At 60.8% G+C, this 24,243-nt stretch carries 25 protein-coding genes; 10 read left to right on the forward strand and 15 right to left on the reverse strand.

The genetic code is table 11. The annotated features are described in order from the left end of the window. Positions 1 to 12: 12 nt before the first annotated feature. The 5 genes from IGW04_RS09640 to bfr (IGW04_RS09660) all read left to right on the forward strand — a co-directional run bounded on the left by IGW04_RS09640 (position 13) and on the right by bfr (IGW04_RS09660) (position 5,356). Entirely contained in the window at positions 13 to 990 is a 978-nt protein-coding gene (locus IGW04_RS09640; protein WP_228526962.1) for a DUF58 domain-containing protein, read from the forward strand. Further along, positions 987 to 3,035, forward strand: coding sequence for a transglutaminase TgpA family protein (locus IGW04_RS09645; protein ID WP_194712863.1), 2,049 nt, complete (start codon positions 987 to 989; stop codon positions 3,033 to 3,035). Before IGW04_RS09640 ends, IGW04_RS09645 begins: the two co-directional genes overlap by 4 nt. 62 nt (positions 3,036 to 3,097) lie before the next feature. Then, a complete protein-coding gene (gene mltB / locus IGW04_RS09650) occupies positions 3,098 to 4,126 on the forward strand; it encodes a lytic murein transglycosylase B (protein WP_228526963.1) in 1,029 nt (342 codons plus the stop codon). Between the two features lie 249 nt (positions 4,127 to 4,375). Continuing rightward, positions 4,376 to 4,861 carry a bacterioferritin gene (gene bfr / locus IGW04_RS09655; protein ID WP_194712865.1) on the forward strand — a complete coding sequence of 162 codons (486 nt, stop codon included), beginning with the start codon at positions 4,376 to 4,378 and terminating at the stop codon, positions 4,859 to 4,861. Between the two features lie 15 nt (positions 4,862 to 4,876). Further along, the gene (gene bfr, locus IGW04_RS09660) at positions 4,877 to 5,356 is read left to right on the forward strand and encodes a bacterioferritin (protein ID WP_194712866.1); all 480 of its coding nucleotides are present in this window, start codon (positions 4,877 to 4,879) and stop codon (positions 5,354 to 5,356) included. A 144-nt stretch (positions 5,357 to 5,500) separates the two neighbouring features. Here the strand turns inward: bfr (IGW04_RS09660) and IGW04_RS09665 are convergent, their stop codons facing one another. Then, on the reverse strand, positions 5,501 to 5,782 hold the full coding sequence (locus tag IGW04_RS09665; RefSeq protein WP_194712867.1) for a hypothetical protein: 282 nt from the start codon (positions 5,780 to 5,782) through the stop codon (positions 5,501 to 5,503). A 139-nt stretch (positions 5,783 to 5,921) separates the two neighbouring features. After that, entirely contained in the window at positions 5,922 to 6,464 is a 543-nt protein-coding gene (locus tag IGW04_RS09670) for a YaeQ family protein (RefSeq protein ID WP_194712868.1), read from the reverse strand. 90 nt (positions 6,465 to 6,554) lie between these two features. On the opposite strand from IGW04_RS09670, the gene IGW04_RS09675 reads away from it, so the two are divergent. Both IGW04_RS09675 and IGW04_RS09680 read left to right on the forward strand, forming a co-directional pair. After that, on the forward strand, positions 6,555 to 7,133 hold the full coding sequence (locus IGW04_RS09675) for a DUF1415 domain-containing protein (protein ID WP_194712869.1): 579 nt from the start codon (positions 6,555 to 6,557) through the stop codon (positions 7,131 to 7,133). Between the two features lie 359 nt (positions 7,134 to 7,492). Continuing rightward, positions 7,493 to 7,825 (forward strand): hypothetical protein, encoded by a 333-nt coding sequence (locus IGW04_RS09680; protein ID WP_194712892.1) that lies wholly within the window; start codon positions 7,493 to 7,495, stop codon positions 7,823 to 7,825. Between the two features lie 271 nt (positions 7,826 to 8,096). On the opposite strand, the gene cysM is transcribed toward IGW04_RS09680, so the two are convergent. The 13 genes from cysM to gyrA all read right to left on the reverse strand — a co-directional run bounded on the left by cysM (position 8,097) and on the right by gyrA (position 22,234). After that, a complete protein-coding gene (gene cysM, locus IGW04_RS09685) occupies positions 8,097 to 8,999 on the reverse strand; it encodes a cysteine synthase CysM (RefSeq protein ID WP_194712870.1) in 903 nt (300 codons plus the stop codon). Between the two features lie 148 nt (positions 9,000 to 9,147). Next, the gene (locus IGW04_RS09690) at positions 9,148 to 9,480 is read right to left on the reverse strand and encodes a ComEA family DNA-binding protein (RefSeq protein WP_194712871.1); all 333 of its coding nucleotides are present in this window, start codon (positions 9,478 to 9,480) and stop codon (positions 9,148 to 9,150) included. A gap of 102 nt (positions 9,481 to 9,582) precedes the next feature. Next, positions 9,583 to 10,545: a D-glycero-beta-D-manno-heptose-7-phosphate kinase gene (rfaE1, locus tag IGW04_RS09695; protein ID WP_194712872.1), complete on the reverse strand. Its 963-nt coding sequence runs from the start codon at positions 10,543 to 10,545 to the stop codon at positions 9,583 to 9,585. A gap of 13 nt (positions 10,546 to 10,558) precedes the next feature. Continuing rightward, complete coding sequence (gene lapB, locus IGW04_RS09700; RefSeq protein ID WP_194712873.1) at positions 10,559 to 11,734, reverse strand: lipopolysaccharide assembly protein LapB; 1,176 nt, start codon at positions 11,732 to 11,734, stop codon at positions 10,559 to 10,561. A 59-nt stretch (positions 11,735 to 11,793) separates the two neighbouring features. Then, a complete protein-coding gene (locus IGW04_RS09705) occupies positions 11,794 to 12,093 on the reverse strand; it encodes a LapA family protein (RefSeq protein WP_194712874.1) in 300 nt (99 codons plus the stop codon). 96 nt (positions 12,094 to 12,189) lie between these two features. Further along, positions 12,190 to 12,495 (reverse strand): integration host factor subunit beta, encoded by a 306-nt coding sequence (locus IGW04_RS09710; RefSeq protein WP_194712875.1) that lies wholly within the window; start codon positions 12,493 to 12,495, stop codon positions 12,190 to 12,192. A gap of 11 nt (positions 12,496 to 12,506) precedes the next feature. After that, on the reverse strand, positions 12,507 to 14,225 hold the full coding sequence (gene rpsA, locus IGW04_RS09715) for a 30S ribosomal protein S1 (protein ID WP_194712876.1): 1,719 nt from the start codon (positions 14,223 to 14,225) through the stop codon (positions 12,507 to 12,509). Positions 14,226 to 14,364: 139 nt separating this feature from the next. Next, entirely contained in the window at positions 14,365 to 15,048 is a 684-nt protein-coding gene (cmk, locus tag IGW04_RS09720; RefSeq protein WP_194712877.1) for a (d)CMP kinase, read from the reverse strand. Continuing rightward, the gene (gene aroA, locus IGW04_RS09725; protein ID WP_194712878.1) at positions 15,048 to 16,373 is read right to left on the reverse strand and encodes a 3-phosphoshikimate 1-carboxyvinyltransferase; all 1,326 of its coding nucleotides are present in this window, start codon (positions 16,371 to 16,373) and stop codon (positions 15,048 to 15,050) included. The genes cmk and aroA overlap by 1 nt, the downstream gene beginning before the upstream one ends. Next, positions 16,373 to 17,284, reverse strand: coding sequence for a prephenate dehydrogenase (locus IGW04_RS09730; protein WP_194712879.1), 912 nt, complete (start codon positions 17,282 to 17,284; stop codon positions 16,373 to 16,375). Before IGW04_RS09730 ends, aroA begins: the two co-directional genes overlap by 1 nt. 23 nt (positions 17,285 to 17,307) lie before the next feature. Then, the gene (gene hisC / locus IGW04_RS09735; RefSeq protein ID WP_194712880.1) at positions 17,308 to 18,417 is read right to left on the reverse strand and encodes a histidinol-phosphate transaminase; all 1,110 of its coding nucleotides are present in this window, start codon (positions 18,415 to 18,417) and stop codon (positions 17,308 to 17,310) included. Between the two features lie 77 nt (positions 18,418 to 18,494). Next, complete coding sequence (pheA, locus tag IGW04_RS09740) at positions 18,495 to 19,571, reverse strand: prephenate dehydratase (protein ID WP_194712881.1); 1,077 nt, start codon at positions 19,569 to 19,571, stop codon at positions 18,495 to 18,497. A gap of 26 nt (positions 19,572 to 19,597) precedes the next feature. Then, complete coding sequence (gyrA, locus tag IGW04_RS09745; protein ID WP_194712882.1) at positions 19,598 to 22,234, reverse strand: DNA gyrase subunit A; 2,637 nt, start codon at positions 22,232 to 22,234, stop codon at positions 19,598 to 19,600. Here gyrA and IGW04_RS09750 point away from each other — a divergent pair. The 3 genes from IGW04_RS09750 to ubiG all read left to right on the forward strand — a co-directional run bounded on the left by IGW04_RS09750 (position 22,179) and on the right by ubiG (position 24,243). Continuing rightward, positions 22,179 to 22,409, forward strand: a complete 231-nt coding sequence (locus IGW04_RS09750) for a hypothetical protein (RefSeq protein ID WP_194712893.1) — start codon at positions 22,179 to 22,181, stop codon at positions 22,407 to 22,409. The genes gyrA and IGW04_RS09750 overlap by 56 nt on opposite strands. Positions 22,410 to 22,776: 367 nt before the next feature. Beyond that, positions 22,777 to 23,424, forward strand: coding sequence for an outer membrane protein OmpA (gene ompA, locus IGW04_RS09755; RefSeq protein ID WP_194712883.1), 648 nt, complete (start codon positions 22,777 to 22,779; stop codon positions 23,422 to 23,424). 117 nt (positions 23,425 to 23,541) lie between these two features. Further along, positions 23,542 to 24,243: a bifunctional 2-polyprenyl-6-hydroxyphenol methylase/3-demethylubiquinol 3-O-methyltransferase UbiG gene (ubiG, locus tag IGW04_RS09760; protein WP_194712884.1), complete on the forward strand. Its 702-nt coding sequence runs from the start codon at positions 23,542 to 23,544 to the stop codon at positions 24,241 to 24,243.

Here is a 24,243-nt window from a genome sequence, read left to right on the forward strand (position 1 = left end):
ATGCGCATGACGATGACGCAAACCTTGCGCGGCGCCACCGAGCGCTGGCTGTTCAGGCTGCACGGCGCCGAACGCGGCGAAGTCGTGCTGAACCAGCGCCGGGTCTTCATCCTGCCGACCAGGGCCGGCCTGTCGTTTGCCGTGCTGCTGATGCTGCTGTTCATCGGATCGCTGAACTACAACCTGGCCATGGGCTATGGCCTGACTTTTCTGCTGCTCAGTTGTGCGTTGATCGCGATGCATCTGAGCTTTCGCAACCTGGCCTATCTGCATCTGAACCCCGGCCGCGCCAGCCCGGTATTCGCCGGCGAAGAAGCCCAGTTCGAATTGCACCTGTCCAACCGTCGCCCCTACTGGCGTCATGCGATCTGGATCGGCTTTACCGGCGACGGCCTGCCGGCCCGCGAACAGCCCTGCGACATTCCGGCCAAAGGCGACTGCGTGGTTGCGCTGCAGGCGCCTGCCACGCATCGCGGCTGGCTGGCCGCGCCGCGCATCCGGCTGCACACCAGCTTTCCGCTCGGGCTGCTGCGCGCCTGGAGCTACTGGCAGCCGGAACAGAAGGTGCTGGTCTATCCGCGCCCGGAAGACCATGCGCCGCCGCTGCCAATTGCCGAAGCGCTGTTGAACGAGGGTCACGGCACTGGCGGCGAGGATGATTTCGCCGGCGTGCGCGCCTACCAGACCGGCGATTCGATGAAGCGGCTGGCCTGGCGCCAGATTGCCCGCCTGGGCAATGACGGCACGCTGGTCAGCAAGCATTTCGAGGGAGGCGCCGCCAGCGAGATGCGCATTGATTTTGCCGCCCTGCCCGTTGCCATGGATACCGAAGCCAGGCTTTCCCGCATGGCGCGCTGGGTGCTGGAAGCCGAGGCGCGCGGCCTGCCCTATGCATTTCGCCTGGGAGCGGCAAGCCATCCGTGCGCGCTGGGCGGCGCGCACCGGGAAAGCTGCCTGCGCGCGCTCGCGCTGTACGGGCAGGAATCATGAACCGCGGCGCTGTGCGTACCGCCACATGGCACGAACGCCTGAGGCGCGGCCTGCCGCGCGAGAAGTCCGATACCCTGCTGCTGCTCGGCGCCTGCGCGCTGGTGATGATGCCGCATGCCTGGCACCTGCCGGCCTGGGCCAGCCTGGCGGCGGCTGCGCTGCTGCTCTGGCGCGGCTGGATCACCTTTCACGGCAACCGCATGCCGCCGCGCCTCCTGCTGCTGCCGGTGGTGGCGCTGCTGATGCTGGGCGTGTATGGCAGTTACGGCACCTATCTCGGGCGCGAGGCCGGCGTGTGCATGCTGGTGCTGCTGCTGGCGCTGAAGCTGCTTGAAATGCGGGCGCGGCGCGACCTGTTCGTGGTCACCTTCCTCAGCTTTTTCGTGCTGCTGACCACCTTCTTCTATTCGCAGACCATTGCCAGCGCACTGCTGGCCAGCGCCGGCGTGATTGCGATCCTGATGGCGCTGATGTCCTTCCAGTACACGGGCGTTCATCCGCCTCTGCGCAAACGCCTGGTGGCCGCATCACAGCTGTTTCTGCTGGCCGCGCCGCTGGCCGTGGTGCTGTTCGTGTTTTTCCCGCGCATACAGGGGCCGCTCTGGGGCATGCCGCAGGATGCGGTGCGCAACGGCACCGGCCTGTCCGACAGCATGGAGCCGGGCAGCATTTCCGAACTGACGCTGTCGCCGGAAATCGCCTTTCGCGTGCGCTTCGACGATGCCGCACCGCCACCGTCCGCGCTGTACTGGCGCGGTCCGGTGCTGGGCCGGTACGACGGACGCCGCTGGACGCCGCTGGCGAGCGCATCGCCTTCTTCGCGCCAGGTGCTTGGCCGCGGCAAGCCGGTGCGTTACCAGGTCACCCTGGAGGCCAGTGGCCGGCGTTCGCTGTTCGCGCTCGATCTGCCGACCGGCCCGCCGCAACTGGAGAACAATCCGGTGCAGATCCAGCCGGACTTCCAGCTGCTGGCCAGCCAGCCGATCAGCCAGCGCCTGCGCTACGACGCCGTCTCGTCGCTGAACTACCGGCTGCAGGCCAATGAATCGGCGGTGACGCTGCGCGACTGGATGGATCTGCCGCCAGGCTACAACCCGCAAACCCATGAATTCGCCACCCGGCTGCGGGCACGGTCGGCCAACGACATGGAACTGGTCAACGCGGTGCTGCAGATGTTTCGGGAGGAGAATTTCCGCTATACCCTGCGCCCGCCCATGCTGGGCCGGCATGCGGTGGATGAATTCCTGTTTGCCACCCGGGCCGGATTCTGCGAGCACTATGCCGGCGCCTTCGTGGTGCTGATGCGTATCCTCGACATCCCGGCGCGGGTCGTCACGGGTTACCAGGGCGGGGAACTGAACAAGGTCGATGGCTATCTGACTGTTCGTCAATCGGATGCGCATGCCTGGGCCGAAGTCTGGCTGGCCGGCCGCGGCTGGGTCCGCGTGGATCCCACCGCCGCCGTGGCGCCGGACCGGGTCGAACGCAATCTGTCGGCGGCGCTGGCGCCAGGTGAATTCGGCAACTTCTGGTCCCTGCAAGGGCCGCAGGGTCCCTGGGGGACGGTTCTGCGCAAGCTGCGCGACAACCGGGACGCGATCGACAATGCCTGGAACCAGTGGGTGCTGAACTACACACCTGCGAAGCAGCGCGGTTTCCTGCAATCGCTGGGCATTGACAACCCCGACTGGAGCACCCTGGCGATCCTGGTGCTGACCCTGGGCGCCGCGGTGACCGCGCTGGTTGCACTGCCCCTTATCCGTCACCGTGAAAAGACCGACCCGGCCGACATGCTGTACCGCAGGCTGTGCGAGGAACTGGCGCGCCAGGGCTTGCCGCGCGCAGCGCACGAAGGCCCGCTGGCATACCGCAAACGCCTGCAGCAGAGCGGATTGTCACCGGAGCGTCGGCTTGCCGTGCTGGGTTTTCTTGAACTTTACGAGACAATACGTTACGGCTCTCCAGCCACGGTCGACGCGCTGCGTCGCACCGGCTATGGCACACCGATCCAACAACTCAAGAACTTACTGATCCAATCCCGATGACTTGCACCCGGCTTTTTCTTTCCCTGTTTCTTGCTTCCACTTTTCTCAGCGGCTGCCACACCATGGCTGCCGAACCCGCGCAGCGCGCAGCCAAGGCGCGCAAGCCGACCGTCGAAGCGGACGACGCCGGCGAGTTCGCCAGCTTTGCCCAGTGGCGCGAAGTCAGCGCCTTCATTGACGACATGGTCGCCCGGCATGGCTACTCCCGCGCCGAACTGGAAGGCACGCTGTCCAGGGTGCGCTTCGTCGACAGCGCGATCCAGCTGATGAAGCCGGCCCCTGCCAGCAAGCCGAAGAACTGGACGGCCTACCGCGCCCGCTTCGTCGAGCCGGTGCGCATCAATGCCGGGGTCAGTTTCTGGAACGAGCATGCCGACGCGCTGCAGCGTGCGGAAGAACAGTTCGGCGTGCCGGCCGAGATCATCGTCGGCATCCTCGGCGTCGAAACCGTCTATGGCCGCAACACCGGCAATTTTCGCGTGATGGACGCCATCACCACCCTGGCCTTTGCCTATCCGGACACGCCGACCCGGCAAGCCCGCATGGACTATTTCCGCGGCGAGCTTGCCAACACCCTGCTGTTTGCGCGTGACAGCGGCATCGATCCGTTTTCTCTGCGCGGCTCCTATGCCGGCGCCGTAGGCTGGCCGCAGTTCATGCCCGGCAGCATCCGGAGGTACGCGGTCGACTTCGATGGCGACGGCAAGATAGACCTGCGCAATTCGCCCGTCGACGCCATCGGCAGCATTGCCAACTTCCTGGTCCAGCATGGCTGGAAACGCGGCGAACCGACCGTGTTCCCTGCGATGCTCGACCAGTCGTCGGGAAGCGGCTGGGAAATGTTCCTCAATCAGGGACTGCAGGCCAAGTTCCGCCTCGATGAGATTCGCGCGGCGGGCGTCCAGACGCCGGCGGAGCCGCCCAGCGACATGCTGTTTGGCCTGGTCGACCTGCAAAACGGCGCCGCGCCTACCGAATACTGGCTGGGCGCCAACAATTTCTTTGCCATTACCCAGTACAACCGCAGCTTCTTTTACGCAATGTCAGTTATCGAACTGGGTCGGGCGGTCCGTACCGCGCGCGGTATCTGAACAGCATCGGCAATTGCGACACAAAACAAGTTGCCTCAAGAGAAATTCCTGGATATACGTGCGAATTTTTTATTTCTGAAGCGACAAGCAGCACTGCAATGAGCGTCAATATGGCAAACGCAAGGGCTTTCGCAAGCTTCCTTGCGCTTTGGTGCAATGCGCCGCGCTCCAGCAATTACAATACCGGCGTTGCCCGATCCTGGATCGACCGCAACATGTTCATGTCGTCATTTCAAGGTGGAGAGTGTTATGCAGGGTGATACAGCAATCATCGATGTCCTGAACAGTTTGCTGACCGGCGAACTCACCGCGGTCGACCAGTACCTGATCCATGGCGAGATCTACCGGCATCTCGGCCTGAACCGTCTGGCCGACATGAGCCTGCACGAGTCCGACCATGAACGCCAGCATGCGCGCGCGCTGATCCAGCGCATCCTGTTCCTCAACGGCACGCCCGACCTCAGCAAGCGCGACCCGCTCAATGTCGGCCGCACCGTGCCCGACATGCTGCAGGCCGATCTCGACCTGGAATACCATGTCGCCGACGCACTGAGAAAGGCCATCGGCGCCTGCGAGAGCGTGAGGGACTACGTGACCCGCGACATGCTTCTGGTGCAGCTCGAAGACACCGAGATGGATCATGCCTACTGGCTGGAACAGCATATGGAACTGATCAGGCTGGTCGGCCTGCAGAATTACCAGCAGAGCCAGATGGATGCGTCCTCCCCCACTTAAACAGGAGAAAAGAATATGAAAGGCAATCCCCAGGTCCTGAGCACGCTCAACCAGGTCCTCAAGAACGAACTCACCGCCATCAACCAGTACTTCCTGCATGCGCGCATGTTCCGCAACTGGGGGCTGGAGCGGCTGGACAAGTATGAATACAAGCAGTCGATCCGGGTGATGAAGGAAGCCGACAAGCTCATCGAGCGCATCCTGTTCCTCGATGGCCTGCCCAACCTGCAGGACCTGGGCAAGCTGCTGATCGGCGAGGACCCGGCCGAATGCCTGAATTGCGACCTGCAATACGAGCGCAGCTTCCATCCGGTGCTGACCCAGGCGATCGCCCTGTGCGAGTCCACCCAGGACTACGTTACCCGCGACCTGCTGGAGGAACTGCTCGAGCACAATGAATATTCGATCGACTGGCTGGAAACCCAGGAACGCCTGATGCAGGACATCGGGCTGCAGAACTACCTGCAATCGCAGATGGGCGAAAAGGAAGACTGATACCGATACCGGTGCTGCCTTCGGCGACATATGGTTGTTGTCGGCAAGCGAAATGCCTGGAGTGCAGCAAGCCCGCCCCGCCATGGATTCCCATGGCGGGGCGGATTCACAAGAGCGATCAGAAATCGATCGTGGCCGACACCGTCAGGATGCGCGGCGCGCCCAGCACCAGGTGACCCGGGCCCGCAGGGTGCTGCCCGCCACCGCACCGCGCGTCAGGGCTTCCACGCGGTTTGCGCACAGCGACAGATTCTGCATCGGCCTGGCCACCAGGCCGGCGACCGGCGTTACCGCGCTCTTGTCATAGCTGCCGTCCTGCGAGCCGGTGGCGTAGCCGAGCTGCGGTGCTTGATGATCTGGTGGCGGGAGCCAACGGTGACCAGCACTCTGGTATGCGACGCCGGCGAATACATCTACCTCGGACAAGGGCCTGAAGCAGGTCGCGGGCGATTGCTGCCTCGACGCTTGCAGGCCTGCTCGGCGATGGCGCCTGGGATCTGCTGGCTGTCATCGCGCTCGCTGTTCCGGCGCTGGCCTGCATCTGGCTCGGCACCGGTCGGCGCAGTTAGCCGGGCGCCTTGAGCAGCGTGAAGTCGACCTGCAGCGGCTCGCTGCCGTTGCTGATCCAGATCTGGCCATCCTGCACCGTGCATTGCAACTGCATGCTGCGGCTGGCCATGGCCTCCAGAGCCAGGCTGGTTTCGCTGGCAAGGTTGTAGACCGACAGATTGCGCGCCCGCTCCACGCGGTTACCCATCTGGCTCCACCAGATCGCGCTGGTGCTGCTGTAGCTATAGACCACGACCTGGGTGGCGCGGCCGCAGGCCTTGAGCATGCGACGTTCATCGGGCTGGCCAACGTCGATCCAGAGATCGATCGCGCCGGTCAGATCCTTCTGCCACAGATCCGGCTCATCCACATCGGACAATCCCTTTGCAAAAACCAGCGATTCACTGGCGTGCCGCACAAAGGCAAGCAGCCTGACCATCAGGCGTTCATCGGTTTCAGACGGATGTCGTGCCAATGTCAGGCTGTGATCCTGGTAGTAATGCCGATCCATATCTGCAATCTGCAGGTCGGCTTTATAAATCGTTGACTTCAAGGCCATAATTCGGGTCCAAACATTTTCCAAGGAGCGCAAGGATAGCCGATCAGCGCAATGCGAAAGCATGCATGGCTCTTCTTGCATGAAAAAAACATGACGACCACTCATTCCAGCTCGCATCAAGAGGTGATCAGTGCGGTTTCAACCTGGCTGGAACGCGCCGTGATCGGACTCAACCTGTGTCCCTTTGCCAAGGCAGTCCATCACCGCGGCCAGGTCCGCTACGTCGTCAGCGAAGCAACTGAACCGGAGCAACTGGTTCGGGACTTGACGGAGGCACTGCAGCACCTGCATGACTGCGACCCGGCCGTCACCGACACCACCTTGCTGATCCATCCATGGATATTGCAGGATTTTATTGAATACAATGAATTTCTTGGCATTGCCGAACTGATTCTGTCCAGCATGGGGCTGGAGGGAGAAATCCAGATCGCCAGCTTCCACCCCGACTACCAGTTTGCCGACACCCACAGGGACGACATCACGAACTTCACCAACCGCTCGCCCTATCCCATCCTGCACTTGCTGCGTGAAGACAGTATTGCGAGCGCTGTCGCGGCCTATCCAGATACGGATGACATTTATAGGAGAAACATCGCTACGCTGGAAAAGCTCGGCCTGAGTGGTTGGGAAGCCTTATTCAATGAAGCCGAACAAGAGCGGAAAGAATGACTGTATTTGTGCGCTGATAGGCTAGATATTTCTCATATTTATCAATAGCTTGCAATTGCCCTTGCAATTGCAAAATACTTAGCCACTTTTCGTGACAAGGATGAAAGCCTTGGATAAAATCCCGGCCAGAGCCCATCCTGACTCATCAGTAAGCCAAGCATATGGTTTCTTTATGGAAAATTATTTCTTTTTTTCTATTTTTTTGAGAAACTTGGCGTTTGCACGAAATTATCCGTTGGCATATTGCACTAACGAATTGTCATTTTATTAAATAATGTCGCTTTGTGGACCAGAAAGACATCCGGCGTCACTAACGCCTTTCCCGTCCTTGACCTAGTACCATGGAAGTCATCCCGACCATGAATAATCCCCATGAACAACCAGCCAACCTGCTCAGTGAGCCAGCCGGTTACGATCCAAACAACCTGCTGGACTCGCTGATTGAAAGGCTGAACCTGAAAAATGACGCTGCGCTTTCCCGGGCTCTCGAAGTTGCGCCGCCCGTCATCAGCAAGATCCGGCATCGCCGCCTGCCGGTGGGCGCATCACTCCTGATCCGCATGCATGAAGTCAGCGATCTTACCATTCGTGAACTGCGCATCCTGATGGGCGATCGCCGTGAGAAATTCCGCATCAGCGACAAACAATTCAAACCCAAGAGCGCGGCTTCCGATGCCGCTTCGGAAGACTGACGCTACGTTCAAAGACGAGAGCCTGTCATGGATCTTGGGATAAGGCTGGGAGTTGCCAGAGCCGGCCAGATGCAGGAGGGCCACAGGGAATTCGGATCGCATGCGATCCGCCCGTGGACCGGAATTGGCTTACCAGCCAATGCACGATGCAAGCGCGACGGCCTCTTGCCGTAACAGGGCCACGGCAAGGAGCCGCAGCGCCCCAGTTGGCTGGTTATGGCGGCTTTCCGCCCCCCCTCCAGAAGTCCATAACAGGCTCAAGGCTCCAGCCTCAGGCAGGAAACACCCCGGTAGAGAGGTACCTATCGCCACGGTCGCAGACGATGAACACGATCGTGGCGTTTTCCACTGTTTGAGAAATGCGCAAGGCCACCTCGCAAGCGCCGGCAGCTGAAATTCCGCAGAAAATCCCTTCTTCAATCGCCATGCGACGCGCCATGTGCTCCGCTGCAGCCTGGCTGACATTTTCTACCTGGTCGACCCTTGAACGGTCGAAGATTTTCGGCAGGTAGGCTTCCGGCCACTTCCGGATTCCGGGAATCTGCGAACCTTCCTCGGGCTGGGCACCGATGATCCGGACTTCCGGGTTCATTTCCTTCAGATAGTGCGATACACCCATGATGGTGCCGGTAGTGCCCATGGCACTGACAAAATGGGTGATCTCCCCCTTGGTATCACGCCAGATTTCCGGGCCAGTGGTTTCATAATGCGAACGCGGATTATCCGGATTCGCGAATTGATCGAGAATGATTCCCTGTCCTTCCTTTTGCATCTGCTCTGCAAGGTCGCGAGCGTATTCCATACCGCCGGTCTTGGGCGTCAGGATGATCTGCGCGCCATACGCCGCCATGCTCTGACGCCGCTCGAGGCTGAGATTCTCGGGCATCAGAAGCACCATCTTGTAACCGCGCATCGAGGCCGCCATGGCCAGCGCGATGCCGGTATTGCCGCTGGTCGCTTCAATCAGCGTGTCGCCAGGCTTGATCTCGCCGCGCGCCTCGGCGCCCTTGATCATCGCGAGTGCTGGCCTGTCCTTCACGGAACCTGCGGGGTTATTGCCCTCCAGCTTGCCCAGAATGACATTGTTGCGCCGGGCAGCCTCTTCTCCTGGTATGCGCTTCAACTGGACCAGGGGGGTATTGCCTACGGTGTCTTCGATGGTGGGATAGTGCATGGTGGTGTGCATCCACGTTAAATAAAAACAGCATTTTAATCGGAGACGCCAGCGACCGCAGGAAGCCTGTGTGAAACGGAAAGAATACTTGCCCATGAAAAAGCCCCGCATTCGCGGGGCTTGCACACCAAACCATTCATTGCTTCGGTCAGGATTTCTTTGCCTCTTCCTTCTTGACCGCCTTGCCGGCCGGCGCTGCCGCACTCTTTCCAACAGCCTGACCGTTGACGCGCAGCCCGGCTTCCGAAAGTTTTTGCGCCTTTTTCTCCTTCACGCCCTTGACCCGTTTCTCAACATCGGACCAGTCTTTGAAATCACCCTTCTTGCGCTCTTCCACAATGGCCTTGGAGAGCGACGGGCCGATACCCTTGACACCATCGAGCGCTGCTTGATCGGCCTTGTTGATTTCCACATCGGCCGCGAATGCGGCGCTCATGGAGGACAGGCAGAAGACGAGAGACAACAGGATTTTCTTGAACATAACGATTCCCCGAAAGCACTTCATACGACCAATGTGATTCGGACATGATCCATGTCTGCCCGCCTTAACGGCTAAAGCTGTTTGCGGTTGACAGCGCCGCAGTCAGAATCCGAACAATTCTTCCCGGGTGACGGTTGCCGTACCCAACTTGCCCACCACGATACCGCCTGCCCGGTTAGCGATCTCCACAGCATCCTCCAGCGGCACCTGAGCACCCAGCATGCTGGCCAGGGTGGCAATGACGGTATCGCCCGCGCCGGACACGTCATACACCTCGCGCGCCATGGCGGGGAAATGCCTGACGCTGGCGGCCGTGTAGAGCGTCATGCCCTCTTCCGATCGGGTTACCAGCAGGGCCTCCAGGGCAAGTTCTTCCCGCAGGTTCTGCGCCTTGACGGTCAGTTGTTCCTCGCTCTTCCAGCTGCCCACGATGTGCTGCAATTCGGCCCGGTTGGGCGTAAGCAGCGAAGCGCCGGCATATGGCGAGAAATCATCCCCCTTGGGGTCGACCAGCACCTTTTTTCCCTGGCTGCGCGCCGCCTTGATCATGGCCGCCACATTGACCAGGGCGCCCTTGGCATAGTCGGACAGCACCACGATGTCGTACTCGGGCAAGAGTGCGTTGAACTTGCTGAGCTTGTCGCGCAGAACGATGTCGCTCGGCGCCTCTTCGAAGTCGATGCGCAGCAACTGCTGCTGGCGACCGATGACACGCAGCTTGATGATGGTGGAGATTGCCGGGTCGTGATTCAGATAGCTTGCCGTGCCTGTCTCTTTCAGCATTCGCTCCACAATCGCACTGGCCTCGTCGTCGCCAACCACGCCCATCAGGCCAGTCTGCGCGCCGAGCGCACTGGCATTGCGCGCCACATTGGCTGCACCACCCAGACGCTCCTCCCGCCGCTGCACACGCACTACCGGCACCGGCGCCTCGGGCGAGATGCGGCTGACTTCACCAAACCAGTAACGGTCCAGCATGATGTCGCCGGCAATGAGCAGGCGGGCGGAATGGAGGGCGGCCGGGGCAGGTACGTGTTCCGGCGGAGTGATCGATGAAGGGTTCATGGAATTGTCGGTTTCAGTTCATTACATTCAATTCTTCGGTGCGGCGCGGCGGGTAGGTTTCCCATTGGCTGCAACCCGGGCACTGCCAGTAGAACTGGCGCGCCTTGAAACCGCAATGGCTGCACTGGTATCGCGCCAGTTTCTGGGCATAGCCATGAACGAGATTGCGCACCAGCGCCAAGTCCGACTGGTATTCGGCCGGGGCGCTCATCATCCGCGCCTCCAGCATCTTGTCCAGTCCCAGCAAGGTCGGGGTACGCTTCAGTTCGTCGCGCACCAGCTGATTGGCCGCATCCACGCCGTTCAGTTCCAGAACCGCCTTGTAGACCACTTCAAGCAAATCGATCGACGATGCTTCGGTCAGATAAAATTTCAAGAGGCTGACCCCTTCCTGCGGCCGCCCCAACGAGCGATAACCGTCCATTAAGCGTTGCGCAACCAGGGCCACATGGGGCACGCTTTGCTGCTCCACCCGCCGCCACGCCAGCAACGCCGCCTCGGTGTCGCCGCGCGCCAGGTGAACATCCCCTATCAGCATGGTGGCGCGCACATTCTTGCGATCGGCGGCAACGGCATTTTCCAGCATCAGCAGTGCCGCATCGGGATGGGTATGCACCAGTTCATCCTGCGCCAGTTCGCAATAGAATTGCGCAATTTCCTTTTGACGGCTGCCGGCGCCGGATTCCTGCAGGCCGCGGGCCGCCTCGATGGCGCGGGTCCACTCCTTTTCACGCTGATAGATTTCCAGCAGCGCGCGGCGGGCCTGCACCGAATAATTGGTGGCCACAAGCTTGTTGAATGTCTCTTCCGCGCGGTCCAGCAGGCCCGCCTTCAGGTAATCCTGCCCTAGCTCATACTGGGCTTGCGCCTGGTGTTCCAGCGGCAGATCCGGCCGGGCAAGCAGGTTCTGGTGGACCCGGATGGCGCGTTCGGTTTCACCCCGGCGACGGAACAGGTTGCCCAGTGCGTAATGCAGTTCGATGCTTTCGGGATCGAGCTTCATGATCTCGATAAAGGCGTCGATGGCCTTGTCGGGCTGATCATTGAGAAGAAAGTTCAGGCCCCTGAAATATCCCGTCGGCAATGTGCGTGACTCGGACACCAACTCGCGGATGTCGACGCGGGCAGCGATCCAGCCCAAGGCAAAGAAGATCGGGATGCCAAGCAGCCACCAGGTTTCAAATTCCATGCGGATTCATCTGTTGTTATTCGGAGGCGGCTCGGCGGCCGGCTCTCGTTGAAAGTCGCTCAATAGCCGTCGGGACGCGTCGGTTGAGCAGCGGCTTGAGGTTCGTGGACTGCCGGTGCGCCGGAGGCGACACTCTTGTGGCGGGGCTGGCTACGCCGGTAACGCAGCAGCGTCGGCACCATTGCCAGCACACCCAGCACCGCGCCGCCGCCAAAGAAGGCCAGCAGCATCAGCACCAGAGGCGCATGGACCTCGTAGCCAAGGAAAAAACGCAGCGCGACTTCCTGGGTGTTTTTCAGTGCGAAGCCGAAAAACAGAATGAACAGGACAATGCCAACGATGCGGGATAAAAACTTCATGTCCGGTATTCCTTGTCTTCCGGGCTAAAAACAGCCGAAATTGTACGCGAAAAAAAACGGCATCCGAGAATGCCGTTTTCTTGTGCCGCAAATGACTCAGTCTTCCTTGATCGGCTGCCCAACCATGGCGTCAACCCGCTCCCGCAGTTCCTTGCCTGGCTTGAAGTGCGGCACCCGCTTCTCGGGCACCATCACCTTGTCGCCTGACTTCGGATTGCGGCCGGTGCGCGGCGGCCGGATATTCAGCGCAAAGCTGCCGAATCCCCGGATTTCAATGCGCTGCCCGGTGGCAAGCGCATCGGCCATCGCATCCAGCAGCGTCTTGACCACGTAGTCCGCATCCTTGGCAACCAGCTGCGGATAACGTTCGGCCAGACGGGCAATCAGTTCCGACTTAGTCATCGATTACGACCTTATTGCTTGTTGTCGAGCTTCGCTTTCAGCAGCGCGCCCAGGCTGGTGGTGCCCGAAGCCGCGTTGGAATCGACAGCCATCTTCTGCATGGCTTCCTGGGTCTCGGCATTGTCTTTCGCCTTGATCGACAGCTGGATGCTGCGAGCCTTGCGATCGATGTTGATGACCAGGGCTTCGACCTTGTCGCCGACTTTCAGATGGGTGCCGGCATCTTCCACGCGGTCGCGGGAGATTTCGGATGCACGCAGATAGCCTTCAACTTCTTCGGACAGCTGGATCACGGCGCCTTTCGGCTCCACCGATTTCACGGTGCCGGTAACCAGCGAGCCCTTGTCGTTCATGGCAGCGAAGTTGTTGAACGGGTCGCCTTCCAGCTGCTTCACGCCCAGCGAAACACGCTCGCGCTCGACGTCGATGGCCAGAACCACGGCTTCCAGTTCGTCGCCCTTCTTGAAGCGACGCACGGCTTCCTCGCCGCTTTCGGTCCAGGACAGGTCGGACAGGTGCACCAGGCCGTCGATGTTGCCAGGCAGGCCGATGAACACGCCGAAGTCGGTGATCGACTTGATCGCGCCGGAGACGCGGTCGCCCTTCTTGTGGGTCATGGCGAAGTCGTCCCATGGGTTCGGCTTGCACTGCTTCATGCCCAGGCTGATACGACGACGCTCTTCGTCGATTTCCAGAACCATGACTTCGACTTCGTCGCCCAGCTGGACAACCTTGTTCGGTGCCACGTTCTTGTTGGTCCAGTCCATTTCGGAGACGTGCACCAGGCCTTCGATGCCCTGCTCGACTTCCACGAACGCGCCGTAGTCGGTCAGGTTGGTAACCTTGCCGAACAGACGGGTGCCCTGCGGGTAGCGACGGGACAGACCGGTCCAGGGATCGTCGCCCAGCTGCTTCACGCCCAGCGAAACGCGGTTCTTTTCCTGATCGTACTTGAGGACCTTGGCGGTGATTTCCTGGCCAACCGACAGCACTTCCGACGGATGGCGCACACGACGCCATGCCAGGTCGGTGATGTGCAGCAGGCCGTCGATGCCACCCAGGTCAACGAACGCGCCGTAGTCGGTGATGTTCTTGACGATACCGGTGACGACAGTGCCTTCCTTCAGGGTTTCCATCAGCTTCTGGCGCTCTTCGCCCATCGATGCCTCGATGACGGCGCGGCGCGACAGCACGACGTTGTTGCGCTTGCGGTCCAGCTTGATGACCTTGAATTCCAGGGTCTTGCCTTCGAAAGGCGTGGTGTCCTTGACCGGACGGGTGTCGACCAGCGAACCCGGCAGGAAGGCGCGGATGCCGTTGGTCAGAACGGTCAGGCCGCCCTTGACCTTGCCGTTGACGGTGCCGGTGACGATCTCGCCGGATTCCATCGCCTTTTCCAGCGACAGCCAGGATGCCAGGCGCTTGGCCTTGTCACGCGACAGGATGGTGTCGCCGAAACCGTTTTCCAGGGACTCGATGGCAACGGAGATGAAGTCACCAACATTGACTTCCAGCTCGCCGTTGTCATTCTTGAATTCTTCGATGGGGATGAACGCTTCGGATTTCAGGCCGGCGTTGACGATCACGAAATTGTGGTCGAGGCGCACGACTTCAGCAGAAATCACTTCACCCGAGCGCATGTCTTGACGCGACAGCGATTCCTCGAACAGAGCTGCGAAGCTGTCTGCTCCAGGAGTTCCGGACGCAGGGGACATTAATACTGTAGACATAGGTTAGATTGGGGTTAGCCAGTGCAACGCGACATGCGAGACATCTGGGTTAGGGTTTTTCAACACCGCGCAGGGCTTGGATCATGCGCGGCACCAGGTACTGCCAGAACTTCCTAAATGCCGCCGGAACGTGCGATTTTCAACCGGCGTCATGCCTTTTCTTTACCGTCGCGTACCAGTCGAGAACCTGACTGACGGCCTCATCGGCGCTCATGTCGGAAGTATCCAGCAGGTATGCCCCTTCGGCAGGTTTGAGGGGTGCTATCGAACGATTGGCGTCGCGCGCGTCACGCTCAGTCAAATCTTGAAGAAGGTCGGCCATGTTAGCAGCAAAACCTTTTTCAATCAATTGCTTATAACGCCTCTGCGCACGGGCCTCCGCACTTGCAGTGAGGAAAACCTTGAGTTGTGCATTCGGAAAGATCACCGTGCCCATGTCGCGTCCATCGGCAACCAGTCCGGGCGGCTTGCGAAAGCCCAGCTGCAGGCCGGCCAGCGCATGCCGGACGGTGGGCAGCACGGCGATGCGGGAGGCGGTGTTGCCGACTTCTTCCTTGCGGATCGCATGGCTGACGTCTTCCTTGCCCAGATAAATATGTTCGCCCACAAAGGAGCACGGCAGGTGTTCGGCCAGCTTGGCCAGCGCATGCTCGTCTTTCAGCGAGGTATCCTGGCGCAGCGCGCACAGCGCTGTCAGCCGGTACAGCGCGCCGGAGTCCAGATAGTGAAAGCCCAGCCGGTCGGCGACGCGGTGCGCCACGGTGCCCTTGCCGGAGGCGGTCGGGCCATCGATGGCGATAACGGGAATGGGATGGCCAGGCATTAGAACAGTTCGTCCTTGGTGATCGATGCGAAGGCGTCGAAATAATCGGGGAAGGTCTTGGCCACGCACTTCGGATCATTGATGCGGATGCGGCTGCCGCGCCGCGCTTCGCCGGTCAGCGATGCCAGCGAAAAGCACATGGCCATGCGGTGGTCGTCGTAGGTGTCGATCGCCGCCGGCAGAATGGTGGCCGGCGGCGTCACGCGCAGGTAATCGGCGCCCTCTTCCACCTCGGCGCCCAGCTTGCGCAGTTCGGTGGCCATGGCCGTCAGGCGGTCGGTTTCCTTGACCCGCCAGCTGCCGATATTGCGCAGCGTCGATGGGCCGTCGGCGTACAGCGCAGCCACCGCAATGGTCATCGCCGCATCCGGTATGTGGTTGAAGTCGGCGTCGATCGCCTTGAGCGCGCCATTGGAACGCGCCTCCACCCAGTTCTCGCCCATGCTGATCGACGCGCCCATCCGCTCCAGCGCCTCGACGAAGCGCAGGTCGCCCTGGATGCTGTCGCGCCCCACGCCCTCCACCCTGACCGGGCCGCCCGCGATCGCGCCGGCGGCAAGGAAATAGGAGGCAGAGGAGGCGTCGCCCTCGACATGGATGCTGCCCGGGCTGGCATAGCGCGCGCCGGCCGGCACCGTGAAGGATTGCCAGCCTTCGCGCTCGACTTCGACGCCGAAGCGGCGCATCAGGTTCAGCGTGATTTCGATATAGGGCTTGGAGATCAGTTCTCCGACCACGTTGATCGTGACCGGCTGCTCGCGCGCCATCAGCGGCGCGGCCATCAGCAAGGCCGTCAGGAACTGGCTTGATACATTGCCGCGCACCGCCATCCGGTAGGTATGGATCATGCCGCGCTGGATATGCAGCGGTGGATAGCCGACCTCGCCGGTATAGGCAATCCGCGCACCGACCGCATTGAGCGCGTCGACCAGGTCGCCGATCGGCCGCTCATGCATGCGTGCCACGCCATGCAGCGTGTAGTCGCCGCCGGTGACGGCCAGCGCCGCCGTCAGCGGCCGGATCGCGGTGCCGGCATTGCCCATGAACAGGTCGGCCTGGTGGGTCGGAAATGCGCCGGCCACGCCATGCACCGTGTAGTCCTGGCTCTCGCCTGCCTGCTCCCAGCGCACGCCCAGCTTCTGCAAGGCCATCAGCATCACATGGGTGTCGTCGGAGGCCAGCAGTTCACGAATGTCCGTCGTGCCCTCGGCCAGCGCTGCCAGCAGCAGCGTGCGGTTGGAAATGCTTTTCGAGCCGGGCAGCCTGACCGTGCCAGCAGCATGGATTGCCGGCTGCAGGTCGAGTGTATGGGGATAGCGCTTCATCAGTCACCGCCTTGTCTTGTTTGCTTTTCCGTGGCTTCGATGGTGCTGATCCAGTCGTGCCGCGCTTTCTGTGCATTCGCATACACTGCCTCCAGCGCAGCGCCGTCGGCGTCAGCCAGCATGGTACGCAGCCGCTTGAGCTGTGCCAGGTAAGCATCGAGCTCGACCAGCATCGCATCCTGGTTGGCCAGCGTAATGTCGCGCCACATTTCCGGCGAGGAGCCGGCAATGCGGGTGAAGTCACGGAAACCGCTAGCGGCATACTGGAACAGCAGGCCGGCATGCGGCTTGCGGGCTATGTCATCCACCAGCGCATAGGCCAGCAGATGCGGCAGATGGCTGACGGCAGCAAAGACGCGGTCATGTTCTTCGGGAGTCAAGGCATGGATCACCGCGCCGCATTGCCGCCAGGCCTGGGCTACCCGCTCGACATCTTCGCTGGCGTTTTCGGGCAAGGCGGCCAGCACCACTTTCTTGCCCACGTACAGGTCGACAAGCGCCGCATCCGGGCCGTTCTGCTCGCGTCCCGCGATCGGATGGCCGGGCACGAAACAGGCAATCCTGCTGCCCAGCGCAGCACGCGCCGCCGCCACCACGTCGGTCTTGGTGCTGCCGGCGTCGGTGACCACGGTACCGGGCCCCAGATGCGGCTGGATGGACGCCAGGATCGCTCCGGTCTGCGCCACAGGCGCTGCAATCAGCACCAGGTCGGCGCCATCGACCGCCTCGGCCGGCGATGTGGTGCAGGCATCGATGATGCCCAGTGCGCGCGCCCGCTCCAGAGACTGCCGGGTACGTCCGGCGCCGACGATCTGCCCGGCGGCGCCGGCCTTCTTCAGCGCCAGCGCGAAGGAGCCGCCAATCAGGCCAACGCCAAAAATGGCGATCTTGCGAAACAGTGGTGGCGTCATGCCTTGCTCCCGCTGCGAACCGGTCACTCGGCCAACGCCTTCTTCAGCGCATTCAGGAACGCCGCGTTTTCCTGCGGCAGTCCGATGGAAATCCGCAGCCACTGCGGCAGGCCGTAGTTGTTGACCGGCCGCACGATCACGCCCTGCTTCAGCAAGGCCAGATTGACGCGACTGCCGGCGGCGTCGTCATTGCCCGCCTTCATCAGCACGAAGTTGCCGTAGGACGGCACGTACTCGATGCCCATTTCATCAAATGCCTCGGTCAGCTGGACATAGCCAGCCGCATTCATCTGCGCGCTCTTGTGCAGGAATTCCTTGTCGTTCAGGGCCGCGATTGCCGCCGCCTGCGCCAGGCTGTTGACGTTGAACGGCTGGCGTATCCGGTTCAGCAGATCGGTCAACTGCGGCTGGGCGATCGCGAAGCCGACACGCAGGCCGGCCAGGCCGTAAGCCTTGGACATGGTGCGCGACACCAGCAGGTTGGGGAAACGCCTCACCCATTCAACCGACTCGTACTGCAGCTGCGGCGCCAGGTATTCGTTGTAGGCCTCATCCAGCACCACCACCACTTCAGGCGGCACCGCGACCAGGAATTTCTCGATGTCGGCAGCAGGCACGAAGGTGCCGGTCGGATTGTTGGGATTGGCTATGAAGACCAGCCGCGTGTCAGCCGTGATGGCACGCGCCATGGCGCCCAGGTCATGGCCATAGTTCACCGACGGCACCACGATGGCCCGCGCGCCCACGCCCTGGGTTGCCAGTGCATAGACGGCGAACGAATACTCGGAATAGACGATGGACTGCTGCGGCTGCACGAAGGCATGCGCGGCTAGCTCAAGGATGTCGTTGCTGCCATTGCCCAGCGTGATCCAGTCTTCAGGCACCTGGTATTTCTCGCTGATGGCCTTCTTCAGCTCGAAGCCGTTGGCGTCGGGATAGCGGCCGATGTCGGACACCGCCGCCAGCATGGCCTGGCGCGCCGATTCCGGCATGCCCAGCGGATTTTCATTGGAGGCCAGCTTGACGATGCCCGCCTCGTCCAGGCCGAATTCACGGGCCACTTCGGAAATCGGCTTGCCGGCCTGGTAAGGCGCCAGTCGGCGTACATATTCGGGTCCAAATTCTGTAGGCATGATGATCTGTAATTCAGTGGTTGACTTGACAGCAGCAGGATGCAGGCGTCACGCGGCGAACAAGCGCCGCCGGCGCGCTAGGACAGGCTGCAGGGATAGGAACCCAGCACCTTGAAGAAGGCCGCGTTTTCCTTCAGTTCGGCCAGGGCTTTTGCCATGCGCTCATCGTCGCAATGGCCTTCGACATCGACGTAGAAATAGTATTCCCAGGTACCCATGCGGGCAGGCCGCGACTCAAAGCGCGTCATGGACACGCCATGCTTGGCCAGCGGCGCCAGCAGGTTGTAGACCGCGCCCGCCTTGTTGGCCACCGACAGCACCAGCGAGGTATGGTCATGCCCGCTTGGCGCCGTGCGCAGCCGGCCGATCACGGCAAAACGGGTACGGTTGTGCGGATCGTCCTGGATATGCGCATTGACCACCTGGAGGCCATGCTTTTCGCCGGCGATCTCGCCAGCGATCGCCGCCACCCCCGGGTTCCCGGCGGCCAGGCGCGCCGCTTCGCCATTGGACGATACCGGATTGCGCTGGATGGATGGATAGTGCTGGTTCAGCCAGGCCTGGCACTGCGCCAGCGCCTGGGGATGCGCGCAGATCTGGTTGACGCCTTCCATCGAACCGCTTTTCGTCATCAGGCTGTGGTGCACCGGCAGCGAAACCTCGCCGCTGATGGCCAGCGGCGTCTGCAGCAGCAGGTCGAGCGTGCGATTGATCGCGCCCTCGGTGGAATTCTCCACCGGCACCACGCCGAATTCGGCAGTGCCGGCCTCGGCCGCGCGAAACACTTCATCGATCGATGCGCACGGCATGCCTTCCACCGCATGGCCGAATTGCTGGTACACGGCCTGCTCGCTGAAGGTGCCAACCGGACCGAGATAAGCCACGGTGACCCGCTTCTCCAGGGCCCGGCAGGCCGACATGATCTCGCGGAAGATGGTCTGCACATCGCCATCCGCCAGCGGACCGGGATTGCGCTGCGCCGCATTGCGCAGCACCTGCAGTTCCCGTTCCGGCCGGAACACCGGCGCATTCGTTTCCGCCTTCACATGCCCGACCTCCTGGGCCACGCCGGCGCGCTGATTCAACAGGTCGAGAATCTGTCTGTCGATTGCGTCGATGCGTTCCCGCAGCGGGATCAGCTTGTCATCACTCATGTCCTGGTTCCTCGCGCCCGCCTGGTTTATTCCTGTTCCGCCACCGGAGTGTCGGGAGCCTCGGGATTGTCTTCATCCGCCTCGGCCACATCCGATTCCACGATCCGCTGCAAGCCCGACAGATGGGTACCGTCTTCCACTGCAATCAGGGTTACGCCCTGGGTGGCGCGGCCCATTTCACGGATTTCGGCAACCCGCGTGCGGATCAGCACGCCGCCGGTCGTGATGAGCAGGATCTCGTCGTTGGCATCGACCAGCGTCGCCGCCACCACCTTGCCATTGCGCTCGCTGGTCTGGATAGCGATCATGCCCTTGGTGCCGCGGCCATGACGGGTGTATTCCGTGATCGGCGTACGCTTGCCGTAGCCGTTCTCGGTCGCCGTCAGGACCGACTGCTGCTCGTTTTCCGCCACCAGCAGGGCAATGACCTGCTGCCCTTCTTCCAGGCTCATGCCGCGCACGCCGCGTGCGGTACGGCCCATCGGACGCACATCATTCTCGTCGAAGCGCACCGCCTTGCCGGAGTCGGAGAACAGCATCACGTCATGCTCGCCATCGGTCAGCGCCGCACCGATCAGGAAATCTCCTTCGTCGAGATCGACGGCAATGATGCCGGCCTTGCGGGGATTGCTGAAATCCGACAGCGGCGTCTTCTTGACCGTGCCCAGGCTGGTCGCCATGAAGATGTAATGATCTTCGGGGAAAGTACGGTTCTCGCCCGACAGCGGCAGCACGACGGTAATCTTCTCGCCGTCCTGCAGCGGGAACATATTGACGATGGGCCGGCCGCGCGAATTGCGCGAACCCTGCGGCACTTCCCACACCTTGAGCCAGTACAGCCGGCCGCGGTTGGAGAAGCACAATATATAGTCGTGGGTATTGGCGATGAAGATCTGGTCGATCCAGTCGTCATCCTTGGTCGCCATCGCCTGCTTGCCGCGGCCGCCGCGCTTCTGGGCGCGGTATTCCGAGACCGGCTGCGACTTCATGTAACCGGTGTGCGACAACGTGACCACCATGTCCTGCGGCGTGATCAGGTCTTCGGTGCCGAGGTCAGTGGCATTGTTCTCGATGGTCGAGCGACGCGGATCCTTGCCGCCGCCATATTCGTTGCGGGCCGCGGTCATCTCGTCGGTGATGATCGAAGTCACCCGCTCCGGCCGCGCCAGGATATCCAGCAGGTCGGCAATGGTTTCCATCACTTCGCGGTACTCGTTGACGATCTTGTCCTGCTCCAGGCCGGTCAGGCGCTGCAAGCGCATCTGCAGGATTTCCTGTGCCTGGTCATCCGACAGCTTGTACATGCCATCGGGCTGGATGCCGTAGTGGCGCGGCAGATTGGCCGGACGGAAGGCATCGATTCCGCCAACATTGTTCTCGCCGGTGCGGGCCAGCATTTCACGGACCATGGACGAGTCCCAGGCGCGCGCCATCAGCTCGCCCTTGGCCACCGGCGGCGTCGGCGCCGCCTTGATGATGGCGATGAAGTCGTCGATATTGGCCAGCGCCACTGCCAGGCCTTCCAGCAGATGGCCACGCTCGCGTGCCTTGCGCAATTCGAACACGGTGCGCCGCGTCACCACCTCGCGGCGGTGCGACAGGAAGGACTCGAGCAACTGCTTCAGGTTCAGCAGCTTGGGCTGACCGTCCACCAGCGCGACCATGTTCATGCCAAAGGTATCCTGCAACTGGGTCTGCTTGTACAGATTGTTGAGCACCACCTCGGCGACTTCGCCGCGCTTGAGCTCGATCACCACGCGCATGCCGGACTTGTCGGACTCGTCGCGGATATCGGAAATACCTTCCAGCTTCTTGTCGCGCACCAGCTCGGCGATCCGCTCCAGCAGCGACTTCTTGTTTACCTGATAAGGCAGTTCATCGACGATGATCGCGGTGCGATGCTCCTTGCCGAACTCCTCGAAATGCGTCTTGGCGCGCATCACCACCCGGCCACGGCCAGTGCGATAGCCGTCACGCACGCCGGAGATACCATAAATGATGCCGCCCGTCGGGAAATCGGGCGCCGGAATCCGCTCGATCAGCTCATCCACCGTGGCGTCGGGGTTGTGCAGCACATGCAGCGCACCATCGATGACTTCCGTGATGTTGTGCGGCGGGATATTGGTAGCCATACCCACTGCGATACCGGACGAGCCGTTGATCAGCAGATTGGGAATCCGGGTTGGCAGTACCGATGGCTCCTTTTCCTTGCCGTCGTAGTTGGGCACGAAGTCGACGGTTTCCTTGTCGATGTCTGCCAGCATCTCCCCGGCGATCTTGTCCAGCCGGCACTCGGTGTAGCGCATCGCCGCAGCGCCGTCGCCATCGACCGAGCCAAAGTTGCCCTGCCCGTCCACCAGCATATAGCGCAGGGAGAATGGCTGAGCCATCCGCACCAGCGTGTCGTAAATCGAAGCGTCGCCATGCGGGTGGTATTTACCCATGGTTTCGCCAACGACGCGCGCGCATTTCACGTAGGGCCGGTTCCACACATTGTTCATTTCATGCATGGAAAAGAGCACCCGCCTGTGCACCGGCTTCAAACCGTCCCGTACATCCGGAAGCGCGCGCCCCACGATTACGCTCATCGCGTATTCGATGTAGCTCTTGCGCATCTCTTCTTCCAAAGAAATGGGAATAGTTTCTTTTGCGAATAAATCCATGGGATGTTCAGCTCAACTGATTCAGGTTGGGATCGAGGCAAGCATCAGGGATCAACCCAGCCTCAAAACCCATCATTTTATCATGGTGCTGCGCATGGCAGTCGTTGCAGCGCGGGAAAGAGCTTGCCGGAGGAAAAAGTTTTCAACAAAGAAAGCATTGAATATGAATAACTAAACTGCCTTGCATATTGGTGATCAATAAGTCTACAAATGACAACAGTTTGCTATTTTGCAATACAAGAAAAGCCAGGAAGGGCAAAATAACAGGAAGTTGGACGTCAGAAGAAAGCAGTCATTCCCTGGCCTGCCCGAAGACGTTGCATAAAAACCACAAAGTATCAAAATCGTGGTTTAGGCTATTTGACAAGCCCCGTCTGGGACATCAGCCTGTGGCAAAATGTAGGTTAGTTAAGATCATTGCATATGGTCAATTCTCTATATGTAATGGCCTAAACCGCATGGTATTATCCGTTCACCAACTATTTTGATGTGTCGATTTGTTGCGCAGTTCATCTGCGGATATCTCACCCGAGAGGAGAAACATGAATAAATTAGGAAAACTCGTCTTCGCTGCGTCCGCAGTCGTGGCTTTTTCTGCATCCGCGCAAGTGGTTACCGATATCAAGGCCAAGACCCCGAACAGCGCATATGTGCAGGACTCCCGTGGCGTGATCGTACGCGATCCGTTCGGTCTGTGCTGGCGCACTGGCCAATGGACTCCGGCTGACGCAGTTCCAGGTTGCGATGGTCCTCTGGTTCAAGCTCAGGCACCTGCCCCGGCACCTGTTGCTCCGGCACCTGCCCCGGCACCAGCCCCCGCGCCTGCTCCTACCTCCGAGAAAGTCACTTTCGCTGCCGACACCTTCTTCGACTTTGACAAGTCCGTTCTGAAGCCGGACGGCAAGGCCAAGCTGGACGACCTGACCTCCAAGCTGAAAGGCATGAACCTGGAAGTCATCATCGCCGTCGGTCATACCGACTCCATCGGCACCGATGCTTACAACCAGCGTCTGTCGGTCCGTCGCGCTGAAGCTGTCAAGGCCTACCTGGTTTCCAAGGGCATTGAAGCAAACCGCGTCTACACCGAAGGCAAGGGCGAGAAGCAACCAGTTGCAGACAACAAGACTGCTGCTGGCCGCGCCAAGAACCGTCGTGTTGAAATCGAAGTGGTTGGTACCCGCAACAAGTAATCGCATCTGTTCTGACAACCCCGCTTCGGCGGGGTTTTTTTATGTCTGGCCAGTTTGCGCCTCTTCCTTGCCGCAGTCGGACTGCAAGGTCTCTGCTTTCCCGCTATCATTCCTGCCATGAATGCCGATCCTTTAGAACTCCAGAAATTCAGTGACCTCGCCCATCGCTGGTGGGATCCGACCTCCGAATTCCGTCCGCTCCACGAAATCAATCCATTACGACTTGAATGGATCAACAACATTGTCCCATTGGCTAGCAAGAACGTGCTCGACATCGGATGCGGTGGCGGCATCCTTGCCGAGTCCATGGCGCGCAAGGGAGCTAATGTCACCGGGATCGACCTGTCGGAAAAGGCATTGAAGGTTGCCGACCTGCATAGCCTGGAAAGCGGCGTGCAGGTCCGGTATGAACTGATTTCAGCCGAAGCCATGGCCGCCCGCGAACCAGGCGCCTACGATGTGGTTACCTGCATGGAAATGCTGGAACACGTGCCCGATCCGGCGGCGGTTGTCCACGCCTGCGCTACCCTGGTCAAACCCGGCGGTCATGTGTTCTTCTCGACCATCAACCGTAATCCGAAGTCTTACCTGTTCGCGGTGCTGGGTGCGGAATATATCCTGCGACTTTTGCCGAAAGGGACGCATGACTATGCCAAGTTCATCAAGCCGGCCGAACTGGCGCAGTACATACGCAACGCGATGCTGGACCTGAAAGGCCTGAAAGGCATGACTTACAACCCGCTGACCAAGGTGTATTCGCTTAACCAGGATACCAGCGTCAATTACCTGGTTGCGGCAACGCGCCCGGCCAAACCATAA

This window comes from Noviherbaspirillum soli (genome assembly GCF_015352955.1).
GTDB classification, from domain to species: Bacteria; Pseudomonadota; Gammaproteobacteria; order Burkholderiales; family Burkholderiaceae_D; genus Noviherbaspirillum_A; species Noviherbaspirillum_A soli.

Excerpts from the sequence above, each read along its gene's own strand:
- gyrA (WP_194712882.1), bottom strand. The coding sequence starts at position 22,234 with ATGGATTTATTCGCAAAAGAAACTATTCCCATTTCTTTGGAAGAAGAG.
- IGW04_RS09710 (WP_194712875.1), bottom strand. The coding sequence starts at position 12,495 with ATGACTAAGTCGGAACTGATTGCCCGTCTGGCCGAACGTTATCCGCAG.
- pheA (WP_194712881.1), bottom strand. The coding sequence starts at position 19,571 with ATGAGTGATGACAAGCTGATCCCGCTGCGGGAACGCATCGACGCAATC.
- IGW04_RS09675 (WP_194712869.1), top strand. The coding sequence starts at position 6,555 with ATGACGACCACTCATTCCAGCTCGCATCAAGAGGTGATCAGTGCGGTT.
- bfr (WP_194712865.1), top strand. The coding sequence starts at position 4,376 with ATGCAGGGTGATACAGCAATCATCGATGTCCTGAACAGTTTGCTGACC.
- rfaE1 (WP_194712872.1), bottom strand. The coding sequence starts at position 10,545 with ATGAACCCTTCATCGATCACTCCGCCGGAACACGTACCTGCCCCGGCC.
- aroA (WP_194712878.1), bottom strand. The coding sequence starts at position 16,373 with ATGAAGCGCTATCCCCATACACTCGACCTGCAGCCGGCAATCCATGCT.
- IGW04_RS09680 (WP_194712892.1), top strand. The coding sequence starts at position 7,493 with ATGAATAATCCCCATGAACAACCAGCCAACCTGCTCAGTGAGCCAGCC.
- mltB (WP_228526963.1), top strand. The coding sequence starts at position 3,098 with ATGGCTGCCGAACCCGCGCAGCGCGCAGCCAAGGCGCGCAAGCCGACC.
- IGW04_RS09730 (WP_194712879.1), bottom strand. The coding sequence starts at position 17,284 with ATGACGCCACCACTGTTTCGCAAGATCGCCATTTTTGGCGTTGGCCTG.
- IGW04_RS09705 (WP_194712874.1), bottom strand. The coding sequence starts at position 12,093 with ATGAAGTTTTTATCCCGCATCGTTGGCATTGTCCTGTTCATTCTGTTT.
- bfr (WP_194712866.1), top strand. The coding sequence starts at position 4,877 with ATGAAAGGCAATCCCCAGGTCCTGAGCACGCTCAACCAGGTCCTCAAG.
- cmk (WP_194712877.1), bottom strand. The coding sequence starts at position 15,048 with ATGCCTGGCCATCCCATTCCCGTTATCGCCATCGATGGCCCGACCGCC.
- rpsA (WP_194712876.1), bottom strand. The coding sequence starts at position 14,225 with ATGTCTACAGTATTAATGTCCCCTGCGTCCGGAACTCCTGGAGCAGAC.
- hisC (WP_194712880.1), bottom strand. The coding sequence starts at position 18,417 with ATGCCTACAGAATTTGGACCCGAATATGTACGCCGACTGGCGCCTTAC.
- ubiG (WP_194712884.1), top strand. The coding sequence starts at position 23,542 with ATGAATGCCGATCCTTTAGAACTCCAGAAATTCAGTGACCTCGCCCAT.
- ompA (WP_194712883.1), top strand. The coding sequence starts at position 22,777 with ATGAATAAATTAGGAAAACTCGTCTTCGCTGCGTCCGCAGTCGTGGCT.
- IGW04_RS09690 (WP_194712871.1), bottom strand. The coding sequence starts at position 9,480 with ATGTTCAAGAAAATCCTGTTGTCTCTCGTCTTCTGCCTGTCCTCCATG.
- lapB (WP_194712873.1), bottom strand. The coding sequence starts at position 11,734 with ATGGAATTTGAAACCTGGTGGCTGCTTGGCATCCCGATCTTCTTTGCC.
- IGW04_RS09670 (WP_194712868.1), bottom strand. The coding sequence starts at position 6,464 with ATGGCCTTGAAGTCAACGATTTATAAAGCCGACCTGCAGATTGCAGAT.
- IGW04_RS09645 (WP_194712863.1), top strand. The coding sequence starts at position 987 with ATGAACCGCGGCGCTGTGCGTACCGCCACATGGCACGAACGCCTGAGG.
- cysM (WP_194712870.1), bottom strand. The coding sequence starts at position 8,999 with ATGCACTATCCCACCATCGAAGACACCGTAGGCAATACCCCCCTGGTC.
- IGW04_RS09640 (WP_228526962.1), top strand. The coding sequence starts at position 13 with ATGACGCAAACCTTGCGCGGCGCCACCGAGCGCTGGCTGTTCAGGCTG.